This window comes from Bradyrhizobium hipponense (assembly GCF_008123965.1).
In the GTDB taxonomy this organism is placed as follows: Bacteria; Pseudomonadota; Alphaproteobacteria; order Rhizobiales; family Xanthobacteraceae; genus Bradyrhizobium; species Bradyrhizobium hipponense.
Genome location: NZ_VSTH01000060.1, coordinates 1 through 23,417, shown reverse-complemented (window position 1 = coordinate 23,417; position 23,417 = coordinate 1). Strand labels below are relative to the sequence as shown.

Genomic DNA, 23,417 nt, shown 5'->3' with positions numbered 1-23,417 from the left:
GACGTAGGCTTTTGGTACGGGTTTTGCGAGGGATCGGCGAGTTCGGGAGTGGGGATTAAGTGGCAGGGCGGCAGCGAATAGACCGCGTCAGGCGCCAGTACAACCAATGGGTCGCCAACCAGACGCTGGAAGACTACGCGCTACGCTTCACCGCCAAAAGCGCACGACGGTGGTCCGCCGCCCGCGTCGCCAACACCGCCATCGGCGCGATTTCATTCTTGGCCCTGGAGGCCATCGGCGGCACCATCACCCTCAACTACGGCGTCACCAACGCCACCGCCGCGATCCTCGTCGTCTCCACCATCATCTTCTGTTGCGGCGTCCCGATTGCCTATTATGCCGCCAAATGCGGCATCGACATTGACCTGCTCACCCGCGGCGCCGGCTTCGGCTATATCGGCTCGACCGTCACCTCGCTGATCTACGCCTCCTTCACCTTCATCTTCTTCGCGATCGAAGCAGTGATCCTGGCGACCGCGCTGGAGATGTGCTTCGGCATTCCGCGCCCGATCGGCTACCTCATCAGCGCGGTCGCGATCATCCCGTTGGTGACCTACGGCATCACGCTGATCAGCCGCTTCCAGCTCTGGACGCAGCCGCTCTGGATCATCCTGCACATCCTGCCCTTTGCCGCCATCGCCTGGGCCAGCCCCCATTCCTTCGCGGAGTGGCGCAAGTTCTCGGGCGAGCACGGCGACATGAACGGCAATTTCGATCTGCTGCTGTTCGGCGTGGCGTCCTCCGTGGTGTTCTCGCTGGTGGCGCAGATCGGCGAACAGGTCGATTTCCTGCGCTTCCTGCCCCGTGACCGCCGCGCCTCCAAGGCGTCGTGGTGGAGCGCGCTGATGAGCGCGGGGCCAGGCTGGATCGTGCTCGGCGCACCGAAGATGCTGGCCGGCTCGTTCCTCGCCTACTTCGCGCTCAGCCACGGCGTGCCGCCCGAGGAAGCCGCCGAGCCCGCGCATATGTATCTCGAGGCATTCCGCTATGTGCTCTCGCAGCCGGATCTAGCGCTCGCCCTGACCGGCACCTTCGTGATCCTGTCGCAGCTCAAGATCAACGTCACCAACGCCTATGCCGGTTCGATCGCCTGGTCGAACTTCTTCTCGCGTTTGACCCACAACCATCCCGGCCGCGTCGTCTGGCTGGTGTTCAACGTGATGGTGGCGCTGCTGCTGATGGAGATCGGCGTCTACAAGGCGCTGGAGCAGACTCTCGCGCTCTATTCCAACGTCGCGATCGCCTGGGTCGGCGCGCTGGTCTCCGATCTCGTGGTCAACAAGCCGCTCGGCCTGCGCCCGCCGCAGATGGAATTCAAGCGCGCCCATCTCTACGACATCAATCCGGTCGGCGTCGGCGCCATGACGATCGCGACCATCGTCTCCATCGCCGCCTTCTACGGCCTGTTCGGACCGACCATGAAGGCGCTCGCCGCCTTCGTCGCGCTCGCCGTCGCCTTCGTCACCGCGCCGGTCATCGCCTGGCTTACCGACGGCAAGTACTACATCGCGCGCAAACCGAAGCGGAGCTGGGCGAATATCGAAGCGATTCAGTGCTGCATCTGCGAGCATACGTTCGAACCCGAGGACATGACGTCCTGCCCCGCCTACGCCGGCCCGATCTGCTCGCTGTGCTGTTCGCTCGATGCGCGCTGTCACGATCTCTGTAAGCCGCATGCGCGTGCGCAGGTGCAGTTCTCCGAGGCGCTCGGCAGGATCTTGCCGCAACCGATCTATCAGCGGATCAATTCGCAGCTCGGCCATTACATCGGCGTCTTCGTGATCTCTGCCGGCCTCGTCGCGCTCGTGCTTGGGCTGATCTATCTCCAGACCTCGGCGAGCGTGCATGGCGAGAACGTGCTGGTCTCCAACGTGCTCTGGAAGGTGTTCTTTTCACTCAGCATCATCATCGGCGTGGTGGCCTGGCTGTTCGTGCTGGCGCAGCAGAGCCGCCGCGCCGCCGAGGCCGAGACGCTGCGGCAGACCACGCTGCTGATCCAGGAGATCGACGCGCACAAACGAACAGACGCAGAGCTCCAGCGCGCCAAGGAGGTCGCCGAATCCGCCAACCTCGCCAAGAGCCGCTATGTGGTGGGCTTGAGCCATGAGCTGCGCTCGCCGCTGAACGCGATCAGCGGCTATGCTCAGCTGCTCGAGCAGGATACGACGCTGCCCACCAAGCCTCGCGATCAGGTCCGCGTCGTCCGCCGCAGTGCCGACCATCTCTCCGGCCTGATCGACGGCATTCTCGACATTTCCAAGATCGAGGCGGGACGGCTCTATCTGTCGCGCGACGAGGTGCGCTTGAGCGAATTCCTCGACCAGCTCGTCGGCATGTTTCGCCTTCAGGCTGGCGCCAAGGGCATCGACTTCGTGTTCAGACGGCCGGCGACGCTGCCGACCGTGGTCTATGCCGACGAGAAGCGGCTGCGTCAGGTGCTGATCAATCTGCTCTCCAACGCCATCAAGTTCACCCAGAGCGGCAGCGTGCAATTCGTAGTGCATTACCGCAGCCCGGTCGCCGAGTTCGAGGTGATCGACACCGGCCCCGGTATCCAGGGCGACGATCTCGAACGCATCTTCGCGCCGTTCGAGCGCGGCGCGCTCGGGGTCTCGCAGCCGCAGAGCGGCACGGGACTGGGTCTCACGATCAGCCGGCTACTTGCCGGCGTGATGGGCGGCGACATCAAGGTCACCAGCATGGTTGGCCGCGGCAGCACGTTCAAGGTGAAGATGCTGCTGTCCGAGGTCACCAATCCCAGGCGCACCGCGCCGGTGGAGGCGCCGGTCTCCGGTTATCACGGCGCGCGCAAGACCATCCTCATTACCGACGACGACCCGGTGCATCGCGATCTCTTGCGCGAGGTGCTGACGCCGCTCGGTTTTATCCTGCTCAGCGCCGCCGACGGGCCGGGCTGCCTCGCGCTGGCGCAGCATTGCCGGCCCGACCTTTTCCTCCTCGACATCTCGATGCCGGGCATGGACGGCTGGACCGTGGCGGAGTCGCTGCGCGCAAGTGGTCATCACCAGGCCCGCATCCTGATGGTGTCGGCGAGCGCGCTGGAGGCCCATGGCGCCCCGCTGGCGCAGCCCTTCCACGACGGCTATCTGATGAAGCCAATCGATATCCCGCGGCTGCTGGAAACCATTCGCCAGCTGCTCAAGATCGAATGGCAGTACGGCTCGCACGAGATCGCGATACCGCTGTGGCGACCGGAAAGCGGCTCGCAGCCGCCGGTGCGGCACATCGTGGCGCTGATCGGGCTCGGCCAGATCGGCTACGTCAAGGGCATTCAATTGAAGCTCGACGAGATCGGCAGCGAGCATCCGGAGCACGCCGATTTTGTCGCGCAGATGCGATCGCTGGTCGACCGCTTCGACCTCGACCAGTACATGGCCACATTGAAGACATTGCATGCGTATGAGCAATGAGCCGAAAAAGCGCGACGTTGCGCTGGTCGTCGACGACTCCCCGGAGACGCTGCGGCTGCTCACCGACGCACTCGACGGCGCGGGGATGACGGTGATGGTGGCGCTCGACGGCGCCGCAGCAATGCGCATCGTCGACCAGATCACGCCCGACATCGTGCTGCTCGACGCCGTGATGCCAGGCATTGACGGCTTCGAAACCTGCCGGCGCCTGAAGCGCGATGCGGGGCTTGCCAACGTTCCCGTGATCTTCATGACGGGCCTTGCGGAGACCGAGCATATCGTGCGCGGGCTCGAAGCCGGCGGCGTCGACTATGTGACAAAGCCGATCGCGATCGAGGAAATGCTGGCGCGCATCCGCGTCCATCTCGGCAATGCGCGGTTGACCCAGAGCGCGCGCGCTGCCCTCGACGTCTCCGGCCGCTTCCTGTTTGCGGTCAACCGCCAGGGCGGCATTCTCTGGTCGACGCCGCAGGCGCAGAAGCTGTTATCCGATCACCCGGGCACCCATCTCGGCGACGATTTCAGACTGCCGCCGTCTCTGCTGCAATGGCTGGAGCAGGCACGAGGCAAACCGAAATCGCAGGCCGCCTCGCTGCCCGACAATCCGCAGCTCCGGCTCTACTTCATGGGCCAGCTCGGGGCGAACGAGTTCCTGCTTCGGCTGTCCAAGGAATCCGGCACCACGCTGCCGCTGGAATTCACCAGCGAGCTCGGCCTGACCACGCGCGAAGGCGAGGTGCTGGCCTGGCTCAGCAAGGGCGAGACCAACCGCGACATCGCACAGATTCTGGGATTGAGCCCGCGCACGGTCGACAAGCATCTCGAGCAAATCTACGCCAAGCTGGGGGTGGAGAACAGGACTGCGGCTGCGGCGATCGCGACGAATGCGACAAGGCGGAATTCGTAATCCTTCTGTGAACGAGTTGAGACGCAGCCCGTCCAACAAGCGGTGTCGTCCCGGCGAAGGCCGCGACCCATAGCAGCAGGGAGCAGTTTGGCGAAGACCCGTGGGACTATCATCATCCGCAACCGATAGATTCCGCGGTATGGGGTCCCGGCCTTCGCCGGGACGACAGCGGATTGCGTGGCGACCGTCGCCGCCTCTCGCATGCAGAAGAACCGCCCCCTACCCGTACACGAATGCCCTATCGTCCAGATCCGTCTTCGGGATCTCGTCCTTTTCGGTCCAGTAATCCTGGCTGTGCTGCCATTCCGGCTTGTCGCCGCGCTTGGGCAACAGGTTCATGTTGCGCATCATGTAGCCGGGGTTGAAGTTTTCCGGATCGATCCACGGCAGGATCGGCATGTTGTGATCCTCGGGACGCAAGCTGACCTCGACCTTCCTGGCGCCCTTGCCCCTCATATGGCCGAGCAGCCGGCAGACGAAATCGGCGACGAGGTCGACGCGCAGCGTCCAGCTGGCGCGGAAATAGCCGAACACCCAGACCATGTTTGGGACGCCCGTGAACATCATGCCGCGATAGGTGACGGTATCTCCGAAGGCGAGCGGCTTGCCGTCGATCTCGAAGGCGATGTCGCCGAGCGCGGCGAGATTGAAGCCGGTCGCGGTGACGATGATGTCGGCCTCCAGTAGCTTGCCGGATTTGAGCTGAATGCCGTTCTCGACGAAGCATTCGATCTCGTCGGTGACGACGGAGGCCTTGCCGCTGGCAATCCCCTTGAACAGATCGGCATCCGGCACGAAGGCGATGCGCTGCCGCCACGGCCGGTAGCTTGGCGTGAAGTGCGTCTCGACGTCGTAGTCCGGCCCGAGGACGGCGCTGATCTGCCCGATCAATTCCTTCTTTACTTGCTCGGGCTTGCTCACGCAGAGCTTAGTGAAGGCATCTTGCTCGAACAGGATCTTGCGGCGGACGATCTCGTGAATCCACGCCTCGTCGACCTGAAGCCTGCGCAGCTCCTCGGCGATCTCGATGGCGTTGCGGCCAAGCCGGAAATAGGTCGGCGAACGCTGGAGCATGGTGACATGCGCGCATTGGTCCGCGATGTTCGGCACCAGGGTCGCCGCCGTCGCGCCCGAGCCGATCACGACGACCTTCTTGCCCGCGAGATCGATGTCGTCCGGCCACGTCTGCGGATGGACGATGCGGCCCTTGAAGCGGTCCATGCCTTTCCATTCGGGCGTGTAACCCTCCGAATGACGATAGTAGCCCTGGCACATCCAGAGAAAGTTGGCGGTGAACGTCTTCGCTTCACCGGTATCGGTCGTCATCGCCTCGATGGTCCAGAGATTTTGCTCGCTCGACCAACTGGCGGAATTGATCTTGTGCTTGTAGCGGATGTGCCGCTCGAGATCGTTTTCGGCGATCACCTCGTTCATGTAGGCGAGGATCTCCTCGGCCGTCGCGATCGGCGGACCGACCCAGGGCTTGAAGCTATAGCCGAAGGTGTGGAGGTCGCTGTCCGACCGGATGCCGGGATAGCGATGCGTGATCCAGGTGCCGCCGAACGTCGCCTGCGTCTCCAGGATGACGAAGCTCGTGCCGGGCAGCTGCTTTGTCAGGTGATAGGCGCTGCCTATGCCGGAAATGCCGGCACCGACGATCAGCACGTCGAAATGCTCCGAGGCCTGGTTGGTCGTGGCGTGACTGCGAACAGCGACATTCATTGTTGCTTCTATGCCTTGCTTGTTTTTATGGCCGTCCTTGACCGGACGGCGCGTTTCCTCCGCGACGGGCACGGTCGCCCATCGCGCTTCAACTTCAAGATGGCATAGATCGAGCCGCGGTCAAATCACAGCGCTGCACCCCAGCTCCGTGCGGTCTGCAGTATCCAATCGCGATAGAGCGTGAGCGGCGTGACCCCGGTCAGCCCGCCGCAGCCGGCGGCGCCACTCGGCCCCGTCGACCAGCTGATGACGCCGACCAGCACGGGACCGTTCGGCCTGTCCTCGAACACCGGGCCGCCGGAATCGCCGGTGCAGGCGCCGATTCCGTCGCGAACACCGTTGGTTACGGGATCCACCAACCGGATCTGAAGCGTGCCGGGCTGACCCGTGGCAACGAGCGCCGCAACGCGCGTCGCGCCGCCGCTCTTGCCCTCGCCGCGCATCGTCACGCCGATACCGGCGATGGTGAAGCGGCTGCCGACCTGGATCGGAACATTCGGCGCACCAACCGGCACCGTCGATTTTCCTTTGAGTGGAATTTCGAGCTGCAGCAGCGCGACGTCGGCGGTGGCGCGATGCGACTGCATCGCCTGCATGTTGAAGCTCGGATGAATCGCAACAGTCCGCACGTTCTGAAGTTGCGGCTTCCCGTCGGCGCCATAATCGACAATCTTGTAGTCGGCGCCGGGCTGCACGCAGTGGGCGACAGTAAGCACAAGTTTCGGTGCGATCAGACTGCCGGAGCAAAAATTGCCGCGTGAGCCGACGATGGTGACGACGGCGCGCGCGACACCGTCGGCCTGCGGCGTGCCCCCGCCGACGATAGCGTGGGCAGGTGTGGCGAGCAGCAGCGTGGCCGCGACGAGCGTTGCGAGCTTCTTCATGGGAACATGTCTCAAGACGATGAGCGCCTGCGCTCGGACTGGTCCTTGTCCATACCGCATGCTAGCCGTTTTGGGAGAGAATTCACGAGGGCTGGACATTGGCAATCGAGGCAGTGATCTTTGATTTTGGCGGCGTGTTGACCAGCTCGCCATTCGAGGCGTTCGCGCGATTCGAGACCGAGCGCGGCCTGCCGATCGACATCATCCGGCGCACCAACGCCGCCAACCACCTCGAAAACGCCTGGGCGAAGTTCGAGCGCGCCGAGGTCGACATCGACGCGTTCGACCAGCTGTTCGCCGCCGAATCGCTCGCGCTCGGCGCGGAAGTGCGCGGGCGTGACGTGCTGCCGCTGCTGCAGGGCGACCTACGTCCCGAGATGGTGGAGGCACTGAAGCGCATCAAGGCACAGTTCAAAACCGGCTGCATCACCAACAATTTGCCGGCCAATGCGATCGGCAGCATGACCGGGCGCATGCTCTATGTCGCCGAGGTGATGGCGCTGTTCGACCACGTCATCGAATCCGCCAAGATCGGCCTGCGCAAGCCCGATCCGCGCATCTACCGGATGATGGTCGAGACGCTGACGGTCGATCCGAAGAATTGCATCTATCTCGACGACCTCGGCGTCAATCTGAAGCCCGCACGCGAGATGGGCATGACCACGATCAAGGTGGCAAGCGGAGCCCAGGCGATTGCCGAGCTCGAGGCGGCGACGGGATTGAGGCTGGGCTAGCTGCACTGTCAGTCCCTCATCCTGAGGAGCGCGTCTTTGCGCGCGTCTCGAAGGATAAAGGCCCCGCTCGTGGCCCTCGCCCTTCGAGACGCCGCGCAAGCGCGGCTCCTCAGGGTGAGGGATAGAGAGGGCGCATCAACGAACTCGTCATTGCGAGCACAGCGAAGCAATCCAGAATCCCGCCGTGGAAAGACTCTGGGTTGCTTCGCTGAGCTCGCAATGACGAGATCGGGGCGACGTCCTTCGTCAAACACCTACTCCGCCGCAGCGGCGATCCGCTCGGGGAAGGCGGCGGCGAGCGAGGCGCGATCGGGCTTCAGCACGCCGCGCTCGGTGATGAGACCGGTGACGAGTCGCGCCGGCGTGACGTCGAAAGCGTAGTTTGCGACCGGCGAGCCCTCCGGCACGATGCGCACGGTCTCCAGCCGGCCGCCGGCGGTGAGGCCGGTCATGTCGGTGACTTCCGTGCCGCTGCGTTGCTCGATGGGGATATCGCGGATGCCGTCACTGACGGCGAAATCGATCGTCGGCGACGGCAGCGCGACGTAGAACGGCACGTTATTGTCGTGCGCGGCGAGCGCCTTCAGGTACGTACCGATCTTGTTGCAGACGTCCCCATTGGCGGCAACGCGGTCGGTGCCGACGATGGCGAGATCGACCATGCCGTGCTGCATCAGATGCCCACCCGTGTTGTCCGGAATCACAGTGTGCGGCACGCCGTGATGACCGAGTTCCCACGCCGTGAGCGAAGCGCCCTGGTTGCGCGGGCGGGTCTCGTCGACCCAGACGTGGATCTTGATGCCGCGCTCATGCGCCAGATAGATCGGCGCCGTCGCCGTGCCCCAGTCGACGGTGGCGAGCCAACCGGCGTTGCAATGAGTCAGCAAATTGACCGTCTCGCCCGGCTTCTTCGCCGCAATCGCCTCGATCAGCGCAAGGCCATTGCTGGCGATGCCGCGGTTGATCTCGACATCCTGCTCGGCGATCTCGTCGGCGCGCGCGTAGGCGGCTTCCGCCCGCTCCAGCGGCTCGACCGGCGCGAGCGCCGCGCGCATCTCGTTCAGCGCCCATTTCAGATTGATCGCGGTCGGCCGCGCCACGATCAGGGTTTCGTAGGCGCGCTTCAGGCCGGCATCGGAAGCGTCCTCGCGCATGGCGAGCGCCATGCCGTAAGCGGCGGTCGCGCCGATCAGCGGCGCGCCGCGCACCAGCATGTCGCGGATCGCGACGGCGGCGTCTTCGCACGAGGTCAGTCGGGCGACGACGAACTCATGCGGTAGCCTACGCTGGTCGATCGCGCCGACCGACCAGCCGTCGCGCTCGCGCCAGACGCTGCGAAAATGCTTGCCGTCGACCTTCATCGCCTTTGCCTTTCGCCTCAGGCACGCAGGATGCGGCCTGCCACTGCATCAAGCTTTTTCATAAGCTTCGGATCGCGCGCCTCGGGCGCGGTGATCAGCGCGGTGTCGAGGGCGCGGTCCGAGCCGATCGGACACGGCTCATGCTCACGCGGGAAATCCTTTGCCAGCCGCGCCACCAGCGCCTTGGCCTTGTCGGCATTCGAGCTCAGCACGCGGACGATGTCCTGAACGGTCACGGCATCATGGTCGGGATGCCAGCAGTCGAAATCCGTCACCATCGCGACGGTGGCGTAGCAGATCTCCGCCTCGCGGGCGAGCTTGGCCTCGGGCATGTTGGTCATGCCGATCACGGAATAGCCGAGGGTCTTGTAAGTCATGCTTTCCGCATAGGTCGAGAATTGCGGCCCCTCCATGCAGACATAGGTACCGCTGCGCGCGATCGCGATCCCTTCCGCTTCCGCGGCGGCGGCGAGGTGAATACGCAGCCGCGGCGACACCGGATGCGCCATCGAGACATGGGCGACGCAGCCCCTGCCGAAGAACGAGCTCTCCCGCTTGTGGGTCCGATCGACGAACTGGTCGACCAGGACGAACGTGCCGGGCGGCATCTCCTCCTTGAAGGAACCGCAGGCCGAGAGCGAGATCAGGTCGGTGACGCCGGCGCGCTTCAAGACGTCGATATTGGCGCGGTAGTTGATATCGGAGGGCGACAGCCGGTGGCCTTTGTCATGCCGCGGCAGGAACACGACCGGTAACCCCGCGATGGCACCGCGTCGCAGCGGTGCCGACGGTTCGCCCCAGGGGCTCTCGATCACCTCTTCGTGCGCACCCTCGAGGCCCGGCAGGTCGTAGATGCCGGAACCGCCGATGATGCCCAATACCGCCTGCGTCATGCCTGCTCCACCCGTTCGCGCCGCGCGATCCCGTGGAGCAGCTATGCCAGTTTTGCGGTGGTTTTGGAACGGGGGTGGAGGCTGGATAGCGGTGCTGTGGGGGGCGCAAAGCGCTCGCCGCACATTCAATGTCGTCCCGGCGAAGGCCGGGACCTATAACCACAGGATGTATTTTGGCGAAGACTCGTGGTTGCCAGCTCGCGCCGCAACTTCTCCCTGGGGTAATGGGTCCCGGCCTTCGCCGGGACGACGTTGGGGGAGACAGCTATGTGCTTGATTAAGCCGCCGTGGCCGGCTGCAGCTGGGCCGTCACCATCCGCTCCAGTGTCTCGACGGACTGGAAGTTCTCCGGTGTGATCTCTGACTGGGGAATGGTGAAGTCGAACTCGGCTTCGACGCCGAGCATCAAATTGACCATGTCCATCGAGGTCAGGCCGACGTCGACGAGCTTGGCTGCCGCCGTGACGTCAGTGGAGAGCGAATTCTGTTCGAGGATGCCCTTCACCAGCTTGATGATGCGATTGCGCACGTCGGTGTCGAAGGCCTGCATCGGCAAATTCCCATCTGTCTATCAAGGTCGGACCGGATTGCCCGTTACGATGGGCACGGCCGCCCGATCCCGCAATGGGCGCAAGCATTACTTCGCGTTTCTTAGTAAACGATGACTCAGATTTGTCTGAAATTCATGCCTCTACCAAATCGCTAACGCGATACCGGGAGTTTCGGCGACGCCGACAACCGCGCCTTAACTGTTCGTTCGGAATTTCGGTTTGTTTACCCTCTATTTCATCGACGAATTTGAATTAAATCCCTAGCCTCACCTCACAAGCAAAGATGGTCGGAGGATCGCCAGACTGCATCGCGAATGATGCTGGCGATCTCGAACGGCAAACCGGAGGCGGACGAGCATGAACGTGCGTGAAGCGGTCCTTACTGTCGATGACGCGCCGACGAGCTTTCTCGAGCAGGACCCGTCCCTGGTGGAACGTGCGGCGCGTACCGCCACCGTGGCGGCTGCCGACGCCGACGGCGTCGATCGCGACGCCCGCTTTCCCCACAAGGCATTCGAAGCCGCGCGTGAGCAGAAGCTGCTTGGCGTCATGATCCCGGTCGAGTTCGGCGGCTTTGGCGCTTCGATCCACGACGTCGCCGACATCTGCTACACGCTCGGACGCGCCTGCGCCTCCACCGCGATGATCTACGCGATGCACCAGACCAAGGTCGCCTGCGTCGTCAGGCACGGCCATGGCATCCCGTGGATGGAAACCATGATGCGCCGGGTCGCCCGCGACCAGTGGCTGCTCGCCTCCTCCACCACCGAAGGCCAGAACGGCGGCAACATCCGCGCCAGCGCGGCCGCGGTCGACCACGCCGGCGACACGGTTTCGTTGGTGCGTGACGCCACCGTGATCTCCTATGGCGCCGAGGCCGACGGCCTCGTCACCGTCGCGCGCCGCGCCACGGACGCCTCTGCGTCCGACCAGGTGCTGCTGGCGCTCGCCAAGGATGACTATTCACTGAAGCGCACGCTGGGCTGGGAAACGCTCGGCATGCGCGGCACCTGCTCGACCGGTTTCGAGCTGAAGGTGGACTGCCCCTCGGATCGGGTCTTCCCGGAATCCTACGACAAGATCCACGCCCAGACCATGACGCCGTTTGCGCATCTGTGCTGGTCGTCGGCCTGGGCCGGCATCGCGGCTGCGGCCGTGACCCGCGCGCAAGCCTTCGTCCGCAAGGCGGCCCGCAGCTCCGGCGGACAGATGCCGCCTGCAGCCGCGCATTTCACCGCAGCGAAGATGTCGCTGGCAAAACTCCGTGCCTTGATCGCCGCCAATCTCGACGCCTTCGCCAGCAACGAGCATGACGAACGCGCGCTGAGCTCGCTCGACTTCCAGTCTTCGATCACGCTTCTGAAGGTCCAGGCCTCCGAGCTCGCGGTCGAAGCCGTGATGCATGCGATGCGCACGGCCGGCCTCTCCGGCTATCGCAACGACGGCGAGTTCACCATGGGCCGCCACCTGCGCGACGTGCTGTCGTCACCGATCATGATCAACAACGACCGCATTCTGGCCAATGCCGCGACATCGACGCTGATGAGCGGCGTGCCGGCAGGTCTTCGTGACTAGCAAACCTTCGAGATCGATCAGCCCTAGAGACCAACAAAAATAATTTCAGATAGCAGGACGTCGAACATGAACATTGCTGTTCTCCCCAATTCGCCCGACACCGCGCCGCAGGCCGTCGATTCGCTCGACCATCTCGCCGACACGCTGTTTCATCCCATGGGCTCGGATGGCGTCTATGCCCGTACCGCACTCTATGAGGGAATCGTCGAGCGGCTGGCCGCACTGATCTCCAGGCATCGCGAGGCGGGCACCGAAGTGATGCGCTTCCCGCCGGTGATGAGCCGTGCCCAGCTTGAAAAGTCCGGCTACCTCAAGAGCTTTCCGAACCTGCTCGGCTGCGTCTGCGGCCTGCACGGCACCGAGCGCGAGATCAACGCCGCGGTGAGCCGCTTCGATGCCGGCGGCGACTGGACCACCTCGCTCTCGCCAGCCGATCTCGTGCTGTCGCCCGCCGCCTGCTATCCCGTCTATCCGATCGCGGCGAGCCGTGGCCAGCTGCCCAGGGGTGGCCTGCGCTTCGACGTCGCCGCCGATTGCTTCCGCCGCGAGCCGTCAAGGCATCTCGACCGGCTGCAATCGTTCCGGATGCGCGAATATGTCTGCATCGGCAGCCCCGACGACGTCGCCGATTTCCGCGAGCGCTGGATGGTGCGCGCGCAGGCGCTCGCAACAGATCTCGGCCTGACCTTCCGCGTCGACTATGCCAGCGATCCCTTCTTCGGCCGCGTCGGCCAGATGAAGGCGGTGAGCCAGAAGCAGCAGCAGCTCAAGTTCGAGCTCCTGATTCCGCTGCGCTCGGAAGAGCAGCCGACCGCCTGCATGAGCTTCAACTATCACCGCGAGCATTTCGGCACGACCTGGGGCATCCAGGACGCCGATGGCGAACCGGCCCACACCGGCTGCGTCGCCTTCGGCATGGACCGGCTCGCGGTCGCCATGTTCCACACGCACGGCACCGATCTCTCCGTGTGGCCTGCCAAGGTGCGGGACATCCTGGGCATGCAGCCGCAGGTCGCCGCCGACGCCCATGGCGAAGGCTGGCGCTAACCGAACGAGGCCTCTCATTTCCACGGGCAAGACGAGCGTGATCCACACCAAGGTCCGATGCCGCGAGATTATCGAGTCCGATGTCGAAGCCATCGCGGATCTGCTGACGCGCGGCTTCGTCGGCCGCTCGCGCAACTACTGGATCCAGGGCCTGCGTCGGCAGGCCTTCCGGCCCGTGCCGGAGGGCTATCCGCGCTTCGGCTACATGCTCGACAATGACGGCACTCCGGTCGGAGTCCTGCTGCTGATCTACACGACGCGGATGGAGGGCGAGAAGACCACCATCCAGTGCAATCTGTCGAGCTGGTATGTCGAACCGGCCTACCGCAATTACGCGCCGCTGCTGACCAAGATCGCGCAGCGACACAAGGAAGTGACCTATCTCAACATCAGCCCGGCGCCGTGGACGTGGCCGATCATCGAAACGCAGGGCTTTCGCACCTATAGCCGCGGCATGTTCTTCTCGGTGCCGGCGCTGTCGCGCGCGCCGCGCTGGAGCAAGATTGAGGTGATCTCGCAACACGCCAAGCAGGTCGAAGGGCTCTCCGAGGCCGAGACGGAACTGCTGACGCGGCATGCGCGCTACAATTGCCTCACTCTGGTCTGCCGTACGCAGCAGGGTACCTTCCCCTTCATCTTGCAACCGGTGCGTATCCGCCGCGGCATCATTGCCCCGCCGGCGATGCAGCTGATCTATTGCCGTAGCGCCGCCGAATATGCCACCTGCGCCGGCCGCATCGGCCGCCTGCTGCTCCGGCTCGGCAAGGTCGCCGTGGTCGTTGCTGGCAACGGTCCGGTCCCCGGCGTCGCCGGCCTCTACACCGAGCGGCGCGGCCGCAAATATTTCAAGGGCCCGCATCCCCCGGGGCTGGCCGATCTGACCGATACCGAGCTGGTGCTGTACGGGCCATAGCCCGAGGCGCGCGCCCGCACACTCGCCCTCGTCCCGAAGACCGGGACGACGCCGAGATTGTTGCACGCTCTCAACCAAGCGCAACATGCACGCTTCTCCGCATCGCCGGTCACCCTCCGTAAACTACTGCGCTTAAGGGAATTTTCCCGCATCTTCGCTACCCTCGGCATCTGAATGACGTTGCGCTAAGTCTATTGCCCGCCGAGACCCACCGATCCCATGACGTCGACCCGCGACAACGAGCTTGGTGCACAGTGCGAGCGGGGCCCGGAGGCCCTGGTCTCGCTGAGCCAGCTTGCGCTCGACCACATGGAGCAGGGCGTCTGCGTCTACGACGCCGACAACCGGATCGTGCTGGTGAACCAGCGCTATTTGAGCCTGTTCAACATGTCGGCCGAGATCGTGCGGATCGGCACGAGCTACCGCGACGTGCTCACCCACAGCGCGTCGCTCGGCAACTTCCCGGTGGACGAGATCGAGGCGCTCTACTCCAGACGCATGAAGCAGATCGCGGCCGGCAAGCCGTTCCGGACCGAGCAGCGGCTTGCAAGCGGCCTCGTCATGGCGCTCGAACTCAAGCCGCTCCCCGGCGGCGGCTGGATGACGATCTGCGACGACGTCAGCCGCCTCGCCCGGCTCGAGGCGGAATTGCGCCTCCAGACCGAGCGCAGCCAGCACGCGCTCGCCAACATGTCGCACGGCCTCATCATGTATGATTCCGGCAGCCGCCTCGTCGTCTGCAACGAACGCTTCCTGAATCTCTACAACCTTGACCCCGAAATCGTGAAGCCCGGCGTCGCGCACAGCGCCGCCATCGATCACTGGCTCTCGCGGGGTAACATGCCGGGCATGTCGGGTGACGAATTCCACGAGACGAGGCTGGAAGACGTGCGCGCGAGGAAGGCGAAAACCATGCTCGTGATGCGCTATGACGGGCGGATGGTGCAGGCGGTGTCCCGTTTTCTCCCCGACGGCGGCTGGGTGACGGTGCACGAGGATGTCACCGAGCGGCTGCTATACGAAGAGACCCTGAGGCAGCAGAACTTCATCCTCGATGCAGCGCTGGAGAACATGGCGCACGGGCTCGCATTTTTCGACAGCGACATGCGCCTTCGCGTCTGTAACACCACTTATCGCAAGATCTATCGGCTGTCGCCGGAGGAGACCAGGGCCGGCACGCATCTCGCCGAGCTGATCGAGCGGTCGATGGCGAACGGGGCGTTCTCTTCGGAATACAGTCCGCAACAACTCCTGGAAATGGCCAGTGCACGAATTGCGAACCGGGACTCGTCGCCGATGCGGCGGAGCATGTCGAACGATACCGTGATTTCGGTGCGCTACTGTGCGCTGCCCGATGGCGGCTTCGTCGCCACCTACGAGGATATCAGCGAGCGTGAGCGCGCAATCGACGAGTTGAGCGAGCAATATCGCCGCTTCGACGCGGCGCTGAACAATATGAGCCAGGGCCTGTGCATGCTCGATTCGAGCCTGCACGTCATCGTCTGCAACCGCCGTTACATCGAGATGTATGGTCTCTCGCCCGACATCGTGAAGCCCGGCGTCTCGATGCGGGAGATCATGGAACATAGCTGCGAGATTGGCATCGATCCGGACATGACGGGTGCCAGGCTCTATGCCGATTATGTCGAGCGGCTGCGCGAGGGCGAGCACACGCTGCACCGCCATTTGAGCGACGGTCGCATCATCAAGCTCAATCACAAGCGGATGGAGCATGGCGGCTGGGTCGTCACCTATGAGGACGTCACCGAGCGCCACAAGGCCCAAGCCCGCGTCGCGCACATGGCGCAGCACGATTCGCTCACCGACCTGCCCAATCGGACGCTGTTCCGCGAGAAAATGGGCGAGGGACTGAATCAGGTCGCGATCGCTGGCGGAGCCATGGCCGTGCTGTGCTTCGACCTCGACAATTTCAAGACCGTCAACGACCGCCTCGGACACGCCGCCGGCGACCGGCTGCTGCGCTGGGTCGCGGCGCGGTTGAGGGAGAATGTCGGCGAGCACGACACGGTCGCGCGCCTCGGCGGCGACGAGTTCGCCGTCCTCCAGCGCGGTCCGCAGCCGCAATCGGCCGAGCGGCTCGCGCGCCGGCTGATCGAGATCATCGGTCGACCGCCGCCGCTGGAGAGCCAGTCGATCCATATCGGCGTCTCCGTCGGCATCGCGGTCGCGCCCGACCACGGGCTCGACGCCGACGAGCTGATGAAATGCGCCGATCTCGCGCTGTACCAGGCCAAGGCCAAGGGCCGCGGCGCGTTTCAGCTGTTCGAGCCCGAAATGGAGGAAGAGGCGCGCAGCCGGCACGCGCTGGAACACGATCTGCGCGGCGCGCTGGAGGCCAGCGAATTTCATCTTGTGTTCCAGCCGCAGGTGCGGCTCAACACGTCCGAGCTCACCGGCTTCGAGGCGCTGCTGCGCTGGAAACATCCCTCGCGCGGCCTGGTCTCGCCGGCCGAGTTCATTCCGATCGCCGAGGAGACCGGCCTGATCGTTCCGATCGGCGAATGGGTACTGCGCACCGCCTGCGCGACCGCGGCGTCATGGCCCGACGTCACCATCGCGGTTAACCTGTCTCCGGTGCAATTTCGCTCGCGTGGGCTGGTGGCGATGGTCACGAGCGCACTCGCCGAGGCCGGCCTGCCGCCGCAGCGGCTCGAACTCGAGGTCACCGAGACGGCGCTGCTCGACGACAGCGAGGCGACGATCGCGATCCTGCACCAGCTCCGTTCGCTCGGAGTGCGCGTCAGCCTCGACGATTTCGGCGTCGGCTATTCCTCGCTCAGCTATTTGCGCAAATTCCCGTTCGACCGCATCAAGATCGACCGCTCCTTCGTCGGCACGCTCGGCGAAAGCCCGGAAAGCATCGCCATCGTCCGCACCATCGCGAGCCTCGGCTCGGTGCTCGGCGTCGAGACCACGGCGGAAGGCGTGGAGACGATCGAGCAGCTCGACTTCGTGCGTGAATGCGGCTGTACCGCGGTGCAGGGATATTATTTCGGCAGGCCGTGCCCCGCGAGCGAAGTCAACCACACGATCGAGCGGCTCAACGCGGTCCGTCAGGTGGCGTAAGAACTTTACCCGCCCTGCGCTGCGCTCCGCGCCAGATTCCGCCATGTGAGTGCAGACATTGAAGCTGCCCTACGACGGAAGCTGCCCTACAAGGCCCCTGTTGCCGGCGCTCCGCAAAAAGCGCGAGCTGGTGAGGCGGTCAAAGGCGTATTGACGCCGTGCGCACCCACTTCTTCAGCGGAGGCCAAGCCGTGACTCGGCCACGCGGGTTGCCCGGTCATCCAGCGACTCAACGTAGTAAGCCGCGCGGCGTGAGAGCGGAGCGTGATCAATCCTCGCCGGTTCCTTTGAGCCGATCGCGCAGAGCGTTAAGCACACGGTGCGCGATTTCGATCTCATTGACCGAGAAGCCATGCGACAGGCCGTTGACCCATGGGACCTGCAACCGGCCTGCGGCATCGTAGATCTGCCTGCCCCTGTCGGTGAGCACCACAAGCTGCGCCCGGCGATGATGCGGGTTGGCCTCGAACACGACGAGACCATCGCGCTCCAGGTCGTTGACGATACGCTGCACGTTCTGGCGATTGGCGCCCAGATTGCGCGCCAACCAGGCGACCGGCTCCGGGCGGTCAGAATCGATGATCGCCCCAAGGATCTGCCAGCGCGCACTGGTGAGACCGAGCGACGCCACCAGCCGATCGCCAGCGGTCAGGAGAAGGCCGTTAGCCCGGAACAGGTCGAGGATCAGGTTTGTCAGCGCCTCGCCCGCCGGGGTGCGCTTGCTCTTGCTCATTTGTCACGATCATCCTCTATTGACATGATGATGTCAATAATCTATGTCATGGATTGTCGAATTGACATGATGGTACCAAATCGAACGGAGTGATGCCATGGCCCAGATGTGCCCCCTCGATCCGGCCTTTCCGATTGACCGTCAGATCGCGCTCGATACCGGCCCCGTGGTGCTGGTGAATCTGTTCACGCTCGATGCGGCCGACGAACAGGGCTTCCTGAAGAGCTGGCAGGATGATGCCGCCTTCATGAAGCGGCAACCGGGTTTCATATCAACACAGCTTCACCGCGCCGTCGGGGACAACCCGACCTATCTCAATTACGCAGTGTGGGAATCCAACGCGCATTTCCGCGCGGCCTTCACTCACCCGGAATTCCGCGCCAAGATTGCAGTCTATCCCGCATCCGCCGTCGCGAGCCCGCATCTGTTTCAGAAGGTCGCGGTGCCCGGCATCTGCGTAGCGTAGCTGCAGATTCCAAGGCGGTTACCCCGCCGCCGGCAGCGCGCTGTCCGGCGGCGCGCCGCCCCACGGGCGCTCGGCTGAGGCAAGCCCGATCAGGCGTCCCTGGATGTAATCGCAGCCCCAGTCGCGCAGCATGCTCGCGGCTTCCTCGTCCTGCACCCATTCGGCAACGGTCTTGATATCGAGGCGGCGGGCAAGATCGATCAGGGTCTGCACGAATGCACGGTCGTCGGGAGAGCGGTTGATGTTCTGCACGAACGCGCCGTCGATCTTGACGATGTCCACGCCGAGCTTGCGCAAGTTGCGGAACGAGGTGTAACCGGCGCCGAAATCGTCGATCGCGATGCGGCTGCCGAAATTCTTCAGCCGCGTGACGAAACCACGGACGTCGTCGATGTCCTGGATCGCAACCGTCTCGGTGATCTCGACGATCAGCCGCTCGGCGACGCCGGGATGAGCGCGCATGAGCGATTCGATTCCCGCCCACCAGTCAGGATCCATGGTCGTATCCGGCGAGATGTTGAGGCTGAGCCGGATGTCAGGCGCGGCGGCGAGCTCGGCGACGACGAGCTCGAGCACACGGTGATCGACCAGGCGGATGAGGCCGAGCCGCTCGGCCACCGGCACGATGTCGGGCGCAAGCAGCACCTGGCCGTCGCCCTGATCCATCCGCACCAGACATTCGTGGAACGCACCCTCGCGCGAGGCGGCCGACACCACCGGCTCATAGGCGAGCCTGATGCGGCGCTCGTTCAGCGCGGTGACAATCTCGTCGGTGACGCGGATGTTGACGCGGCGTTGCGCGTCGCGCTCGGCGTTCGGCCGCCACGCGGCGAACGAGCCGGAGCGACGACGCTTGGCGGCATCGAGCGTCTCATGGGCGCGATTGACCGCCTCATCGGTGCTGCGGGCATAACGCGGCAAGCTGACCGCGCCGATCGAGGCGGTGACCGACACCGGACCGGATCGGGTGGGCACCACCTCGTCGCGAATGCCGGCGAGAAAGCGCTCGGCCGCTACGTTCATGTCGTCGACCGTGCAGTTCTTCAGGATCAGGCCGAACTTGTTGCCGGAGAAGCGCCCCAGCACGTCGCCACCGCGCAGCCGCGTCCGGATGCGTTTTGCCACATCAAGGATCACGGCGTCCGCGACATCGAAGCCGAAGGCGTCATTGACGCGCGCGAGATGATCGATGCCGACCAGCATGAAGGCTGCAGTCGAGCGGAAGCGAGTCGTCTCCTCGATCGCCTCAGCCAGCGCCGCAATCAGATGGGAACGGTTGAGTTCGCCGGTCAGGGGATCGAGCCTGGCGAGCCTTGTCAATTCCTCCTCACGGGCGTGGCGCTCGTTGTTGATGCGGACGGAGCCGATCGCGCGCACCGGGCGGCCGTCGGGACCGGCGAACCAGCGGCCGGTCTCCTCGATCCAGACCACGGCATCGGACGCGCTCATGCGCACGCCGTATTCGACCCGATAGGAAGTGCCGTCGGCGCCATGCACAGCGGAGGTCTGCGCCAACGCGGCGGTCCGCACCGTGTGCGCAGGCTCGATTAACTTGGCGAACTCGGCACCGGTGGCAAGCCGCTCGGCGGGGATGCCGGGGAAGACGGCGCCGGCCTGCTCGCCCCAGACGATGGCGTCGCTGGTGAGATCCCAGGCGAACACGGCTTGACCGAGGGCGGCCAGAATTTCAGAGGCTTGCGGCAGTGCGGGAGTCAAAATCGCCTCGATTCGGGACAGCAGGAAGTCCTGAGCCGGCACAGGATAGAGCCAGATTCGCCCCCGACCCTAGGCGAAGTTGATAAACAATTTGGAAACCAAGTTTTCGGGCGCGGCGGAACCAAACCTGCCAGTCCGGCATAGGCCTTGCGAGTACATGACACGCACCGGCGCCGGCGTCTCGAAACGCGACAGGTCCGCCGGGTTAATGGTGATTGCGATGTTGAGTACTGATCGATCGGACGGGATGGAAAGCGGCGCGGGCAAGGCCCTGGTGCCGCTGGTGCCGACGCTTGCGTGGGCCCACAAGGCGCCGCTGCCCCGCCCGGATTCGAGCTTCGTCACCCAGCTCATCGCCAATGCCGAGCAACTGCCCCAGGCCAACCAGCTCCGCCGCGCTTCTCCTGAGGATGCGCGGACGGCGTATGGCAGCAAGCGCCCGCTGCAAACCGTCAGCGCCCGCACGCGGCAGGTGGCTTGAGGTCGATCAGCGCGGCGTGTCGGGAGACAACGGCGTGCCGTTGCCCGGCTGCAAATGCGGCGAGGGGATTTCCGGCGAGGGCGGAATGCTCTGCACAGGTTTCGGCGCGGGGTGATCCATCAGCACGGACTCGGCGACCGACTGCGCCGAGGGCGCGGGTGGCGCCGCCGGTGAGTGCGGCACAACGACCGGCTCGAACTTGGACTCGGGAATTGCTTCATCGGCCGGCGGCTCGGCCTGACGTTTGGCCTTGCGAGGCGCCGCCTCGGCAACATAGGTCACGCGGCGACGCGTGCGCTGGGCGATGCCGCCGAGGAAATCGGCCATCGCGAGCAGCACCAGCAGGAAATAAGTGGAGTTGCCGAATTTGGGCCACATCACGAATTCGGCTGCAGCAGCACCGAACACGATCAGCGACAGCAAATGATCCATCAGGAATTTCGAGCCTGGTCGCGCGCCCTTGACCACTTCGAGCAGCAGCAGCACGACGCCGAGCGCCAGCATCACGTCGGCGAGCGTCACCGGCCAGGTCTCGCCTGACATCATCGGCACCTTGAACAGCACATCCGTGAAGGACACGGTGGGCATCAAGAAGGCGATGATGTTGTAGACGGCGAGCGGGATCAGAAGCAGCGGGAAACCGACCATCGGCAAAATGCCTTCTCGATCAAGATGTCCAGGCAGGACAATGCGGCGGCGAAGCGTTGGCTCCGCCGCCGTCACCGTCATATCTCATGGGTTGGCCGAAATCAGGCAGGCTCAATCCTCCTGCCCGAGAAAGAATCCTGCCTCAGGACTCTTTCTTTTTCAGGACCTGCCGGCCCTTGTACATGCCGGTCTTGAGGTCGAGGTGGTGCGGACGACGGAGTTCCCCGGAATCCTTGTCCTCGACATAGGTCGGCTTCTTGATCGCATCAGCCGAACGGCGCATGCCGCGGCGCGACGGCGAGGTTTTTCTTCTCGGAACGGCCATTTCAATATCCTCTAGGGATTGGTGTTGTCCGGGCATCGTCCGCGAGGGGACGGCTCAGCACCCGCAATAGGAGGCGAGCTGAATGCCGATCAAGGCCGGGCTTATAGAGGAAGGCTGACCGCAAAGCTAGGCTTTTGGACCGGAAAATGCGCCCGAAAGGGACCCAAATTCAGCGATTCTCCCGCCAGCAGGTCGACAGCGAAGAGGCCTGCGCCCGCGCCACATAGGTCCCGGCCAGCCGCCGGACGCCCGGGCCGGGGGTTCTGGCACTGCGTTTGACCGGATTGGGTAGGGTCGAGACCAGCAGCGCCGCCTCCCGGGGGGACAGGCTGGCGGCCGATTTGCCGAAGGCATAGGCGCTGCCAGCCTCCACCCCAAACTGGCCCTGGGGGCCGAGTTCGGCGATGTTGAGGTAAATCTCCAGAATCCGTGGCTTGGGCAGGACAAGGTCGATCCACAGCGCCAGCGGGAATTCCAGCGCCTTGCGCACGAAGTCCCGCCCCTGCCAGAGGAACAGGTTCTTGGCCACCTGCTGGGTGATGGTGGAGGCGCCCCGGAACGGCGTGCCGTCCTCCTGGGCATCGTCGATGGCCTCGCGCAGCGCGCCCCAGTCGATCCCGTGATGCTTGCAGAAATGGGCATCCTCAGCCGCCACCACCGCGCGCGGCAAATAGGGCGACATCGCCGCCAGATCGATCCATTCCCGCTGCATCGGCGCGCCCCGGAGCGAGCGCCAGGCCATCAGCGTCGAAACGGGGTGGCCGGTGCGGTAGAACGGCGCGATCACATAGGGCGCGAGAGCTGCGACCGCGAGCATCACCAGCAGGATTTTGACGATGCGCAAATCGACCTTTCCGGCGCAAAATGAAACGCGGCTGTGGGCTGGGCCATTAAGTCTGTGATAATTCGGGCCTTTTCCAGCACTTTTTAGGCCTTCCAAACGATTGACTGAGGCGGGCTCATAAAGGATTGTCCCGCCGAATTTTAGTTCTGGAGCCCTTCTTGATGACCGGCACGTCCCCGTCAGATTTCGCCAAACGTCTGGACAAGACCGCTGATGATACCGAAGCCCTGCTCGGGCGTTTGCTGGCGGACGACATCCTGCCCGATGAGATCGCGCGGCCCAAGCGACTGATGGACGCAATGCGCTATTCGAGCCTCAATGGCGGCAAACGCCTGCGGCCGTTTCTGGTGGTCGAGAGCGCGGCCGTGTTCGGCGTTCCCCGCGAGGCCGCGCTGCTGGCCGGTGCCGCGCTCGAATGCATCCACTGCTATTCGCTGATCCATGACGACTTGCCGGCGATGGACAATTCGGACCTGCGCCGCGGCCGTCCCACACTGCACAAGAAGACCGACGATGCGACCGCGATCCTCGCCGGCGACGGCCTGTTGACGCTCGCCTTCGACATCATCACCCGCGACGAGATCCATCGCGACGCCAATGTGCGCCTGCTGCTGACGCGCGCGCTGGCGCGCTGCGCCGGCATCGGCGGCATGGTCGGCGGCCAGATGCTCGATCTCGCCGGCGAAGGCCGGTTCGGCGACCGCGAGCCTGTCGATGTCGCGCGCCTCCAGCAGATGAAGACCGGCGCGTTGCTGCGTTATGGCTGCATTGCCGGCGCAATCCTCGGACAGGCGACGCCTGCGGAATATCAGGCGCTCGACGATTACGGCCGCGCGCTCGGCGAAGCCTTCCAGATCGCCGACGATCTGCTCGACGTCGAAGGCGACGCGGCCGCGCTCGGCAAGCCCTCGGGTCAGGACGCGGCGATGGGCAAGACCACCTTCGTGACCCAGCTCGGCATCGAAGGCGCCAGGCAGCGCGTGCGTGACCTGCTGGCCCGGGCCGACAGCGCGGTCTCGATTTTCGGCGATCGCGCCGCGGTGCTGCAAGCCGCCGCACGTTTCGTCGCCGAGCGGAAGAACTAGACGATCGATTCCAT

Annotated in this window: 20 protein-coding genes; 10 read left to right on the top strand and 10 right to left on the bottom strand. The window is 64.4% G+C overall.

From position 1 onward, the window contains the following. The first annotated feature begins 59 nt into the window (after positions 1 to 59). Both FXV83_RS19755 and FXV83_RS19750 read left to right on the top strand, forming a co-directional pair. Positions 60 to 3,431 carry a hybrid sensor histidine kinase/response regulator gene (locus FXV83_RS19755; RefSeq protein WP_148741065.1) on the top strand — a complete coding sequence of 1,124 codons (3,372 nt, stop codon included), beginning with the start codon at positions 60 to 62 and terminating at the stop codon, positions 3,429 to 3,431. Next, positions 3,415 to 4,338 (top strand): response regulator transcription factor, encoded by a 924-nt coding sequence (locus FXV83_RS19750; RefSeq protein WP_187436019.1) that lies wholly within the window; start codon positions 3,415 to 3,417, stop codon positions 4,336 to 4,338. Before FXV83_RS19755 ends, FXV83_RS19750 begins: the two co-directional genes overlap by 17 nt. Positions 4,339 to 4,557: 219 nt before the next feature. Here the strand turns inward: FXV83_RS19750 and FXV83_RS19745 are convergent, their stop codons facing one another. Together FXV83_RS19745 and FXV83_RS19740 are read right to left on the bottom strand one after the other, a co-directional pair. Then, positions 4,558 to 6,060, bottom strand: coding sequence for a flavin-containing monooxygenase (locus tag FXV83_RS19745; protein WP_187436018.1), 1,503 nt, complete (start codon positions 6,058 to 6,060; stop codon positions 4,558 to 4,560). A 125-nt stretch (positions 6,061 to 6,185) separates the two neighbouring features. Next, positions 6,186 to 6,944 carry a S1 family peptidase gene (locus FXV83_RS19740; RefSeq protein WP_187436017.1) on the bottom strand — a complete coding sequence of 253 codons (759 nt, stop codon included), beginning with the start codon at positions 6,942 to 6,944 and terminating at the stop codon, positions 6,186 to 6,188. Between the two features lie 98 nt (positions 6,945 to 7,042). Between FXV83_RS19740 and FXV83_RS19735 the strand changes: the two genes are divergently transcribed. Beyond that, complete coding sequence (locus FXV83_RS19735) at positions 7,043 to 7,678, top strand: HAD-IA family hydrolase (RefSeq protein WP_187436016.1); 636 nt, start codon at positions 7,043 to 7,045, stop codon at positions 7,676 to 7,678. Between the two features lie 254 nt (positions 7,679 to 7,932). Here FXV83_RS19735 and mtnA read toward each other — a convergent pair whose 3' ends face one another. The 3 genes from mtnA to FXV83_RS19720 all read right to left on the bottom strand — a co-directional run bounded on the left by mtnA (position 7,933) and on the right by FXV83_RS19720 (position 10,482). Then, positions 7,933 to 9,039 carry an S-methyl-5-thioribose-1-phosphate isomerase gene (gene mtnA / locus FXV83_RS19730; RefSeq protein WP_148741062.1) on the bottom strand — a complete coding sequence of 369 codons (1,107 nt, stop codon included), beginning with the start codon at positions 9,037 to 9,039 and terminating at the stop codon, positions 7,933 to 7,935. 17 nt (positions 9,040 to 9,056) lie between these two features. Then, positions 9,057 to 9,932 (bottom strand): S-methyl-5'-thioadenosine phosphorylase, encoded by an 876-nt coding sequence (locus FXV83_RS19725; RefSeq protein WP_148741061.1) that lies wholly within the window; start codon positions 9,930 to 9,932, stop codon positions 9,057 to 9,059. 277 nt (positions 9,933 to 10,209) lie between these two features. After that, on the bottom strand, positions 10,210 to 10,482 hold the full coding sequence (locus FXV83_RS19720) for a phosphopantetheine-binding protein (protein ID WP_148741060.1): 273 nt from the start codon (positions 10,480 to 10,482) through the stop codon (positions 10,210 to 10,212). 358 nt (positions 10,483 to 10,840) lie between these two features. On the opposite strand from FXV83_RS19720, the gene FXV83_RS19715 reads away from it, so the two are divergent. The 4 genes from FXV83_RS19715 to FXV83_RS19700 all read left to right on the top strand — a co-directional run bounded on the left by FXV83_RS19715 (position 10,841) and on the right by FXV83_RS19700 (position 17,105). Next, positions 10,841 to 12,058, top strand: a complete 1,218-nt coding sequence (locus FXV83_RS19715) for an acyl-CoA dehydrogenase family protein (RefSeq protein WP_148741059.1) — start codon at positions 10,841 to 10,843, stop codon at positions 12,056 to 12,058. Positions 12,059 to 12,124: 66 nt separating this feature from the next. After that, positions 12,125 to 13,105 carry an amino acid--[acyl-carrier-protein] ligase gene (locus FXV83_RS19710; protein WP_148741058.1) on the top strand — a complete coding sequence of 327 codons (981 nt, stop codon included), beginning with the start codon at positions 12,125 to 12,127 and terminating at the stop codon, positions 13,103 to 13,105. Positions 13,106 to 13,142: 37 nt separating this feature from the next. Further along, complete coding sequence (locus FXV83_RS19705; protein WP_148741057.1) at positions 13,143 to 14,018, top strand: acyl-CoA acyltransferase; 876 nt, start codon at positions 13,143 to 13,145, stop codon at positions 14,016 to 14,018. 219 nt (positions 14,019 to 14,237) lie between these two features. Further along, positions 14,238 to 17,105 carry a PAS-domain containing protein gene (locus FXV83_RS19700; protein ID WP_148741056.1) on the top strand — a complete coding sequence of 956 codons (2,868 nt, stop codon included), beginning with the start codon at positions 14,238 to 14,240 and terminating at the stop codon, positions 17,103 to 17,105. Positions 17,106 to 17,373: 268 nt separating this feature from the next. Here FXV83_RS19700 and FXV83_RS19695 read toward each other — a convergent pair whose 3' ends face one another. After that, positions 17,374 to 17,838 carry a MarR family winged helix-turn-helix transcriptional regulator gene (locus FXV83_RS19695; RefSeq protein WP_148741055.1) on the bottom strand — a complete coding sequence of 155 codons (465 nt, stop codon included), beginning with the start codon at positions 17,836 to 17,838 and terminating at the stop codon, positions 17,374 to 17,376. 97 nt (positions 17,839 to 17,935) lie between these two features. Between FXV83_RS19695 and FXV83_RS19690 the strand changes: the two genes are divergently transcribed. Next, positions 17,936 to 18,304 carry an antibiotic biosynthesis monooxygenase family protein gene (locus FXV83_RS19690; RefSeq protein ID WP_148741054.1) on the top strand — a complete coding sequence of 123 codons (369 nt, stop codon included), beginning with the start codon at positions 17,936 to 17,938 and terminating at the stop codon, positions 18,302 to 18,304. 18 nt (positions 18,305 to 18,322) lie between these two features. On the opposite strand, the gene FXV83_RS19685 is transcribed toward FXV83_RS19690, so the two are convergent. Further along, a complete protein-coding gene (locus FXV83_RS19685; protein WP_187436015.1) occupies positions 18,323 to 20,020 on the bottom strand; it encodes a putative bifunctional diguanylate cyclase/phosphodiesterase in 1,698 nt (565 codons plus the stop codon). Positions 20,021 to 20,240: 220 nt separating this feature from the next. Between FXV83_RS19685 and FXV83_RS19680 the strand changes: the two genes are divergently transcribed. Continuing rightward, a complete protein-coding gene (locus FXV83_RS19680) occupies positions 20,241 to 20,501 on the top strand; it encodes a hypothetical protein (RefSeq protein WP_187436023.1) in 261 nt (86 codons plus the stop codon). Between the two features lie 6 nt (positions 20,502 to 20,507). Here the strand turns inward: FXV83_RS19680 and FXV83_RS19675 are convergent, their stop codons facing one another. The 3 genes from FXV83_RS19675 to mtgA all read right to left on the bottom strand — a co-directional run bounded on the left by FXV83_RS19675 (position 20,508) and on the right by mtgA (position 22,318). After that, complete coding sequence (locus FXV83_RS19675; protein ID WP_187436014.1) at positions 20,508 to 21,149, bottom strand: hypothetical protein; 642 nt, start codon at positions 21,147 to 21,149, stop codon at positions 20,508 to 20,510. A 142-nt stretch (positions 21,150 to 21,291) separates the two neighbouring features. Continuing rightward, positions 21,292 to 21,474: a 50S ribosomal protein L32 gene (rpmF, locus tag FXV83_RS19670; protein WP_007598106.1), complete on the bottom strand. Its 183-nt coding sequence runs from the start codon at positions 21,472 to 21,474 to the stop codon at positions 21,292 to 21,294. 169 nt (positions 21,475 to 21,643) lie between these two features. Further along, positions 21,644 to 22,318 carry a monofunctional biosynthetic peptidoglycan transglycosylase gene (gene mtgA, locus FXV83_RS19665; protein ID WP_148741051.1) on the bottom strand — a complete coding sequence of 225 codons (675 nt, stop codon included), beginning with the start codon at positions 22,316 to 22,318 and terminating at the stop codon, positions 21,644 to 21,646. A gap of 161 nt (positions 22,319 to 22,479) precedes the next feature. Between mtgA and FXV83_RS19660 the strand changes: the two genes are divergently transcribed. Then, positions 22,480 to 23,403 (top strand): polyprenyl synthetase family protein, encoded by a 924-nt coding sequence (locus FXV83_RS19660; protein WP_148741050.1) that lies wholly within the window; start codon positions 22,480 to 22,482, stop codon positions 23,401 to 23,403. The last annotated feature ends 14 nt before the right edge of the window (positions 23,404 to 23,417 follow it).

Excerpts from the sequence above, each read along its gene's own strand:
- FXV83_RS19750 (WP_187436019.1), top strand. The coding sequence starts at position 3,415 with ATGCGTATGAGCAATGAGCCGAAAAAGCGCGACGTTGCGCTGGTCGTC.
- FXV83_RS19745 (WP_187436018.1), bottom strand. The coding sequence starts at position 6,060 with ATGAATGTCGCTGTTCGCAGTCACGCCACGACCAACCAGGCCTCGGAG.
- FXV83_RS19740 (WP_187436017.1), bottom strand. The coding sequence starts at position 6,944 with ATGAAGAAGCTCGCAACGCTCGTCGCGGCCACGCTGCTGCTCGCCACA.
- mtnA (WP_148741062.1), bottom strand. The coding sequence starts at position 9,039 with ATGAAGGTCGACGGCAAGCATTTTCGCAGCGTCTGGCGCGAGCGCGAC.
- FXV83_RS19725 (WP_148741061.1), bottom strand. The coding sequence starts at position 9,932 with ATGACGCAGGCGGTATTGGGCATCATCGGCGGTTCCGGCATCTACGAC.
- FXV83_RS19720 (WP_148741060.1), bottom strand. The coding sequence starts at position 10,482 with ATGCAGGCCTTCGACACCGACGTGCGCAATCGCATCATCAAGCTGGTG.
- FXV83_RS19715 (WP_148741059.1), top strand. The coding sequence starts at position 10,841 with ATGAACGTGCGTGAAGCGGTCCTTACTGTCGATGACGCGCCGACGAGC.
- FXV83_RS19710 (WP_148741058.1), top strand. The coding sequence starts at position 12,125 with ATGAACATTGCTGTTCTCCCCAATTCGCCCGACACCGCGCCGCAGGCC.
- FXV83_RS19700 (WP_148741056.1), top strand. The coding sequence starts at position 14,238 with ATGACGTCGACCCGCGACAACGAGCTTGGTGCACAGTGCGAGCGGGGC.
- FXV83_RS19695 (WP_148741055.1), bottom strand. The coding sequence starts at position 17,838 with ATGAGCAAGAGCAAGCGCACCCCGGCGGGCGAGGCGCTGACAAACCTG.
- FXV83_RS19690 (WP_148741054.1), top strand. The coding sequence starts at position 17,936 with ATGGCCCAGATGTGCCCCCTCGATCCGGCCTTTCCGATTGACCGTCAG.
- FXV83_RS19680 (WP_187436023.1), top strand. The coding sequence starts at position 20,241 with ATGTTGAGTACTGATCGATCGGACGGGATGGAAAGCGGCGCGGGCAAG.
- FXV83_RS19675 (WP_187436014.1), bottom strand. The coding sequence starts at position 21,149 with ATGGTCGGTTTCCCGCTGCTTCTGATCCCGCTCGCCGTCTACAACATC.
- rpmF (WP_007598106.1), bottom strand. The coding sequence starts at position 21,474 with ATGGCCGTTCCGAGAAGAAAAACCTCGCCGTCGCGCCGCGGCATGCGC.
- FXV83_RS19660 (WP_148741050.1), top strand. The coding sequence starts at position 22,480 with ATGACCGGCACGTCCCCGTCAGATTTCGCCAAACGTCTGGACAAGACC.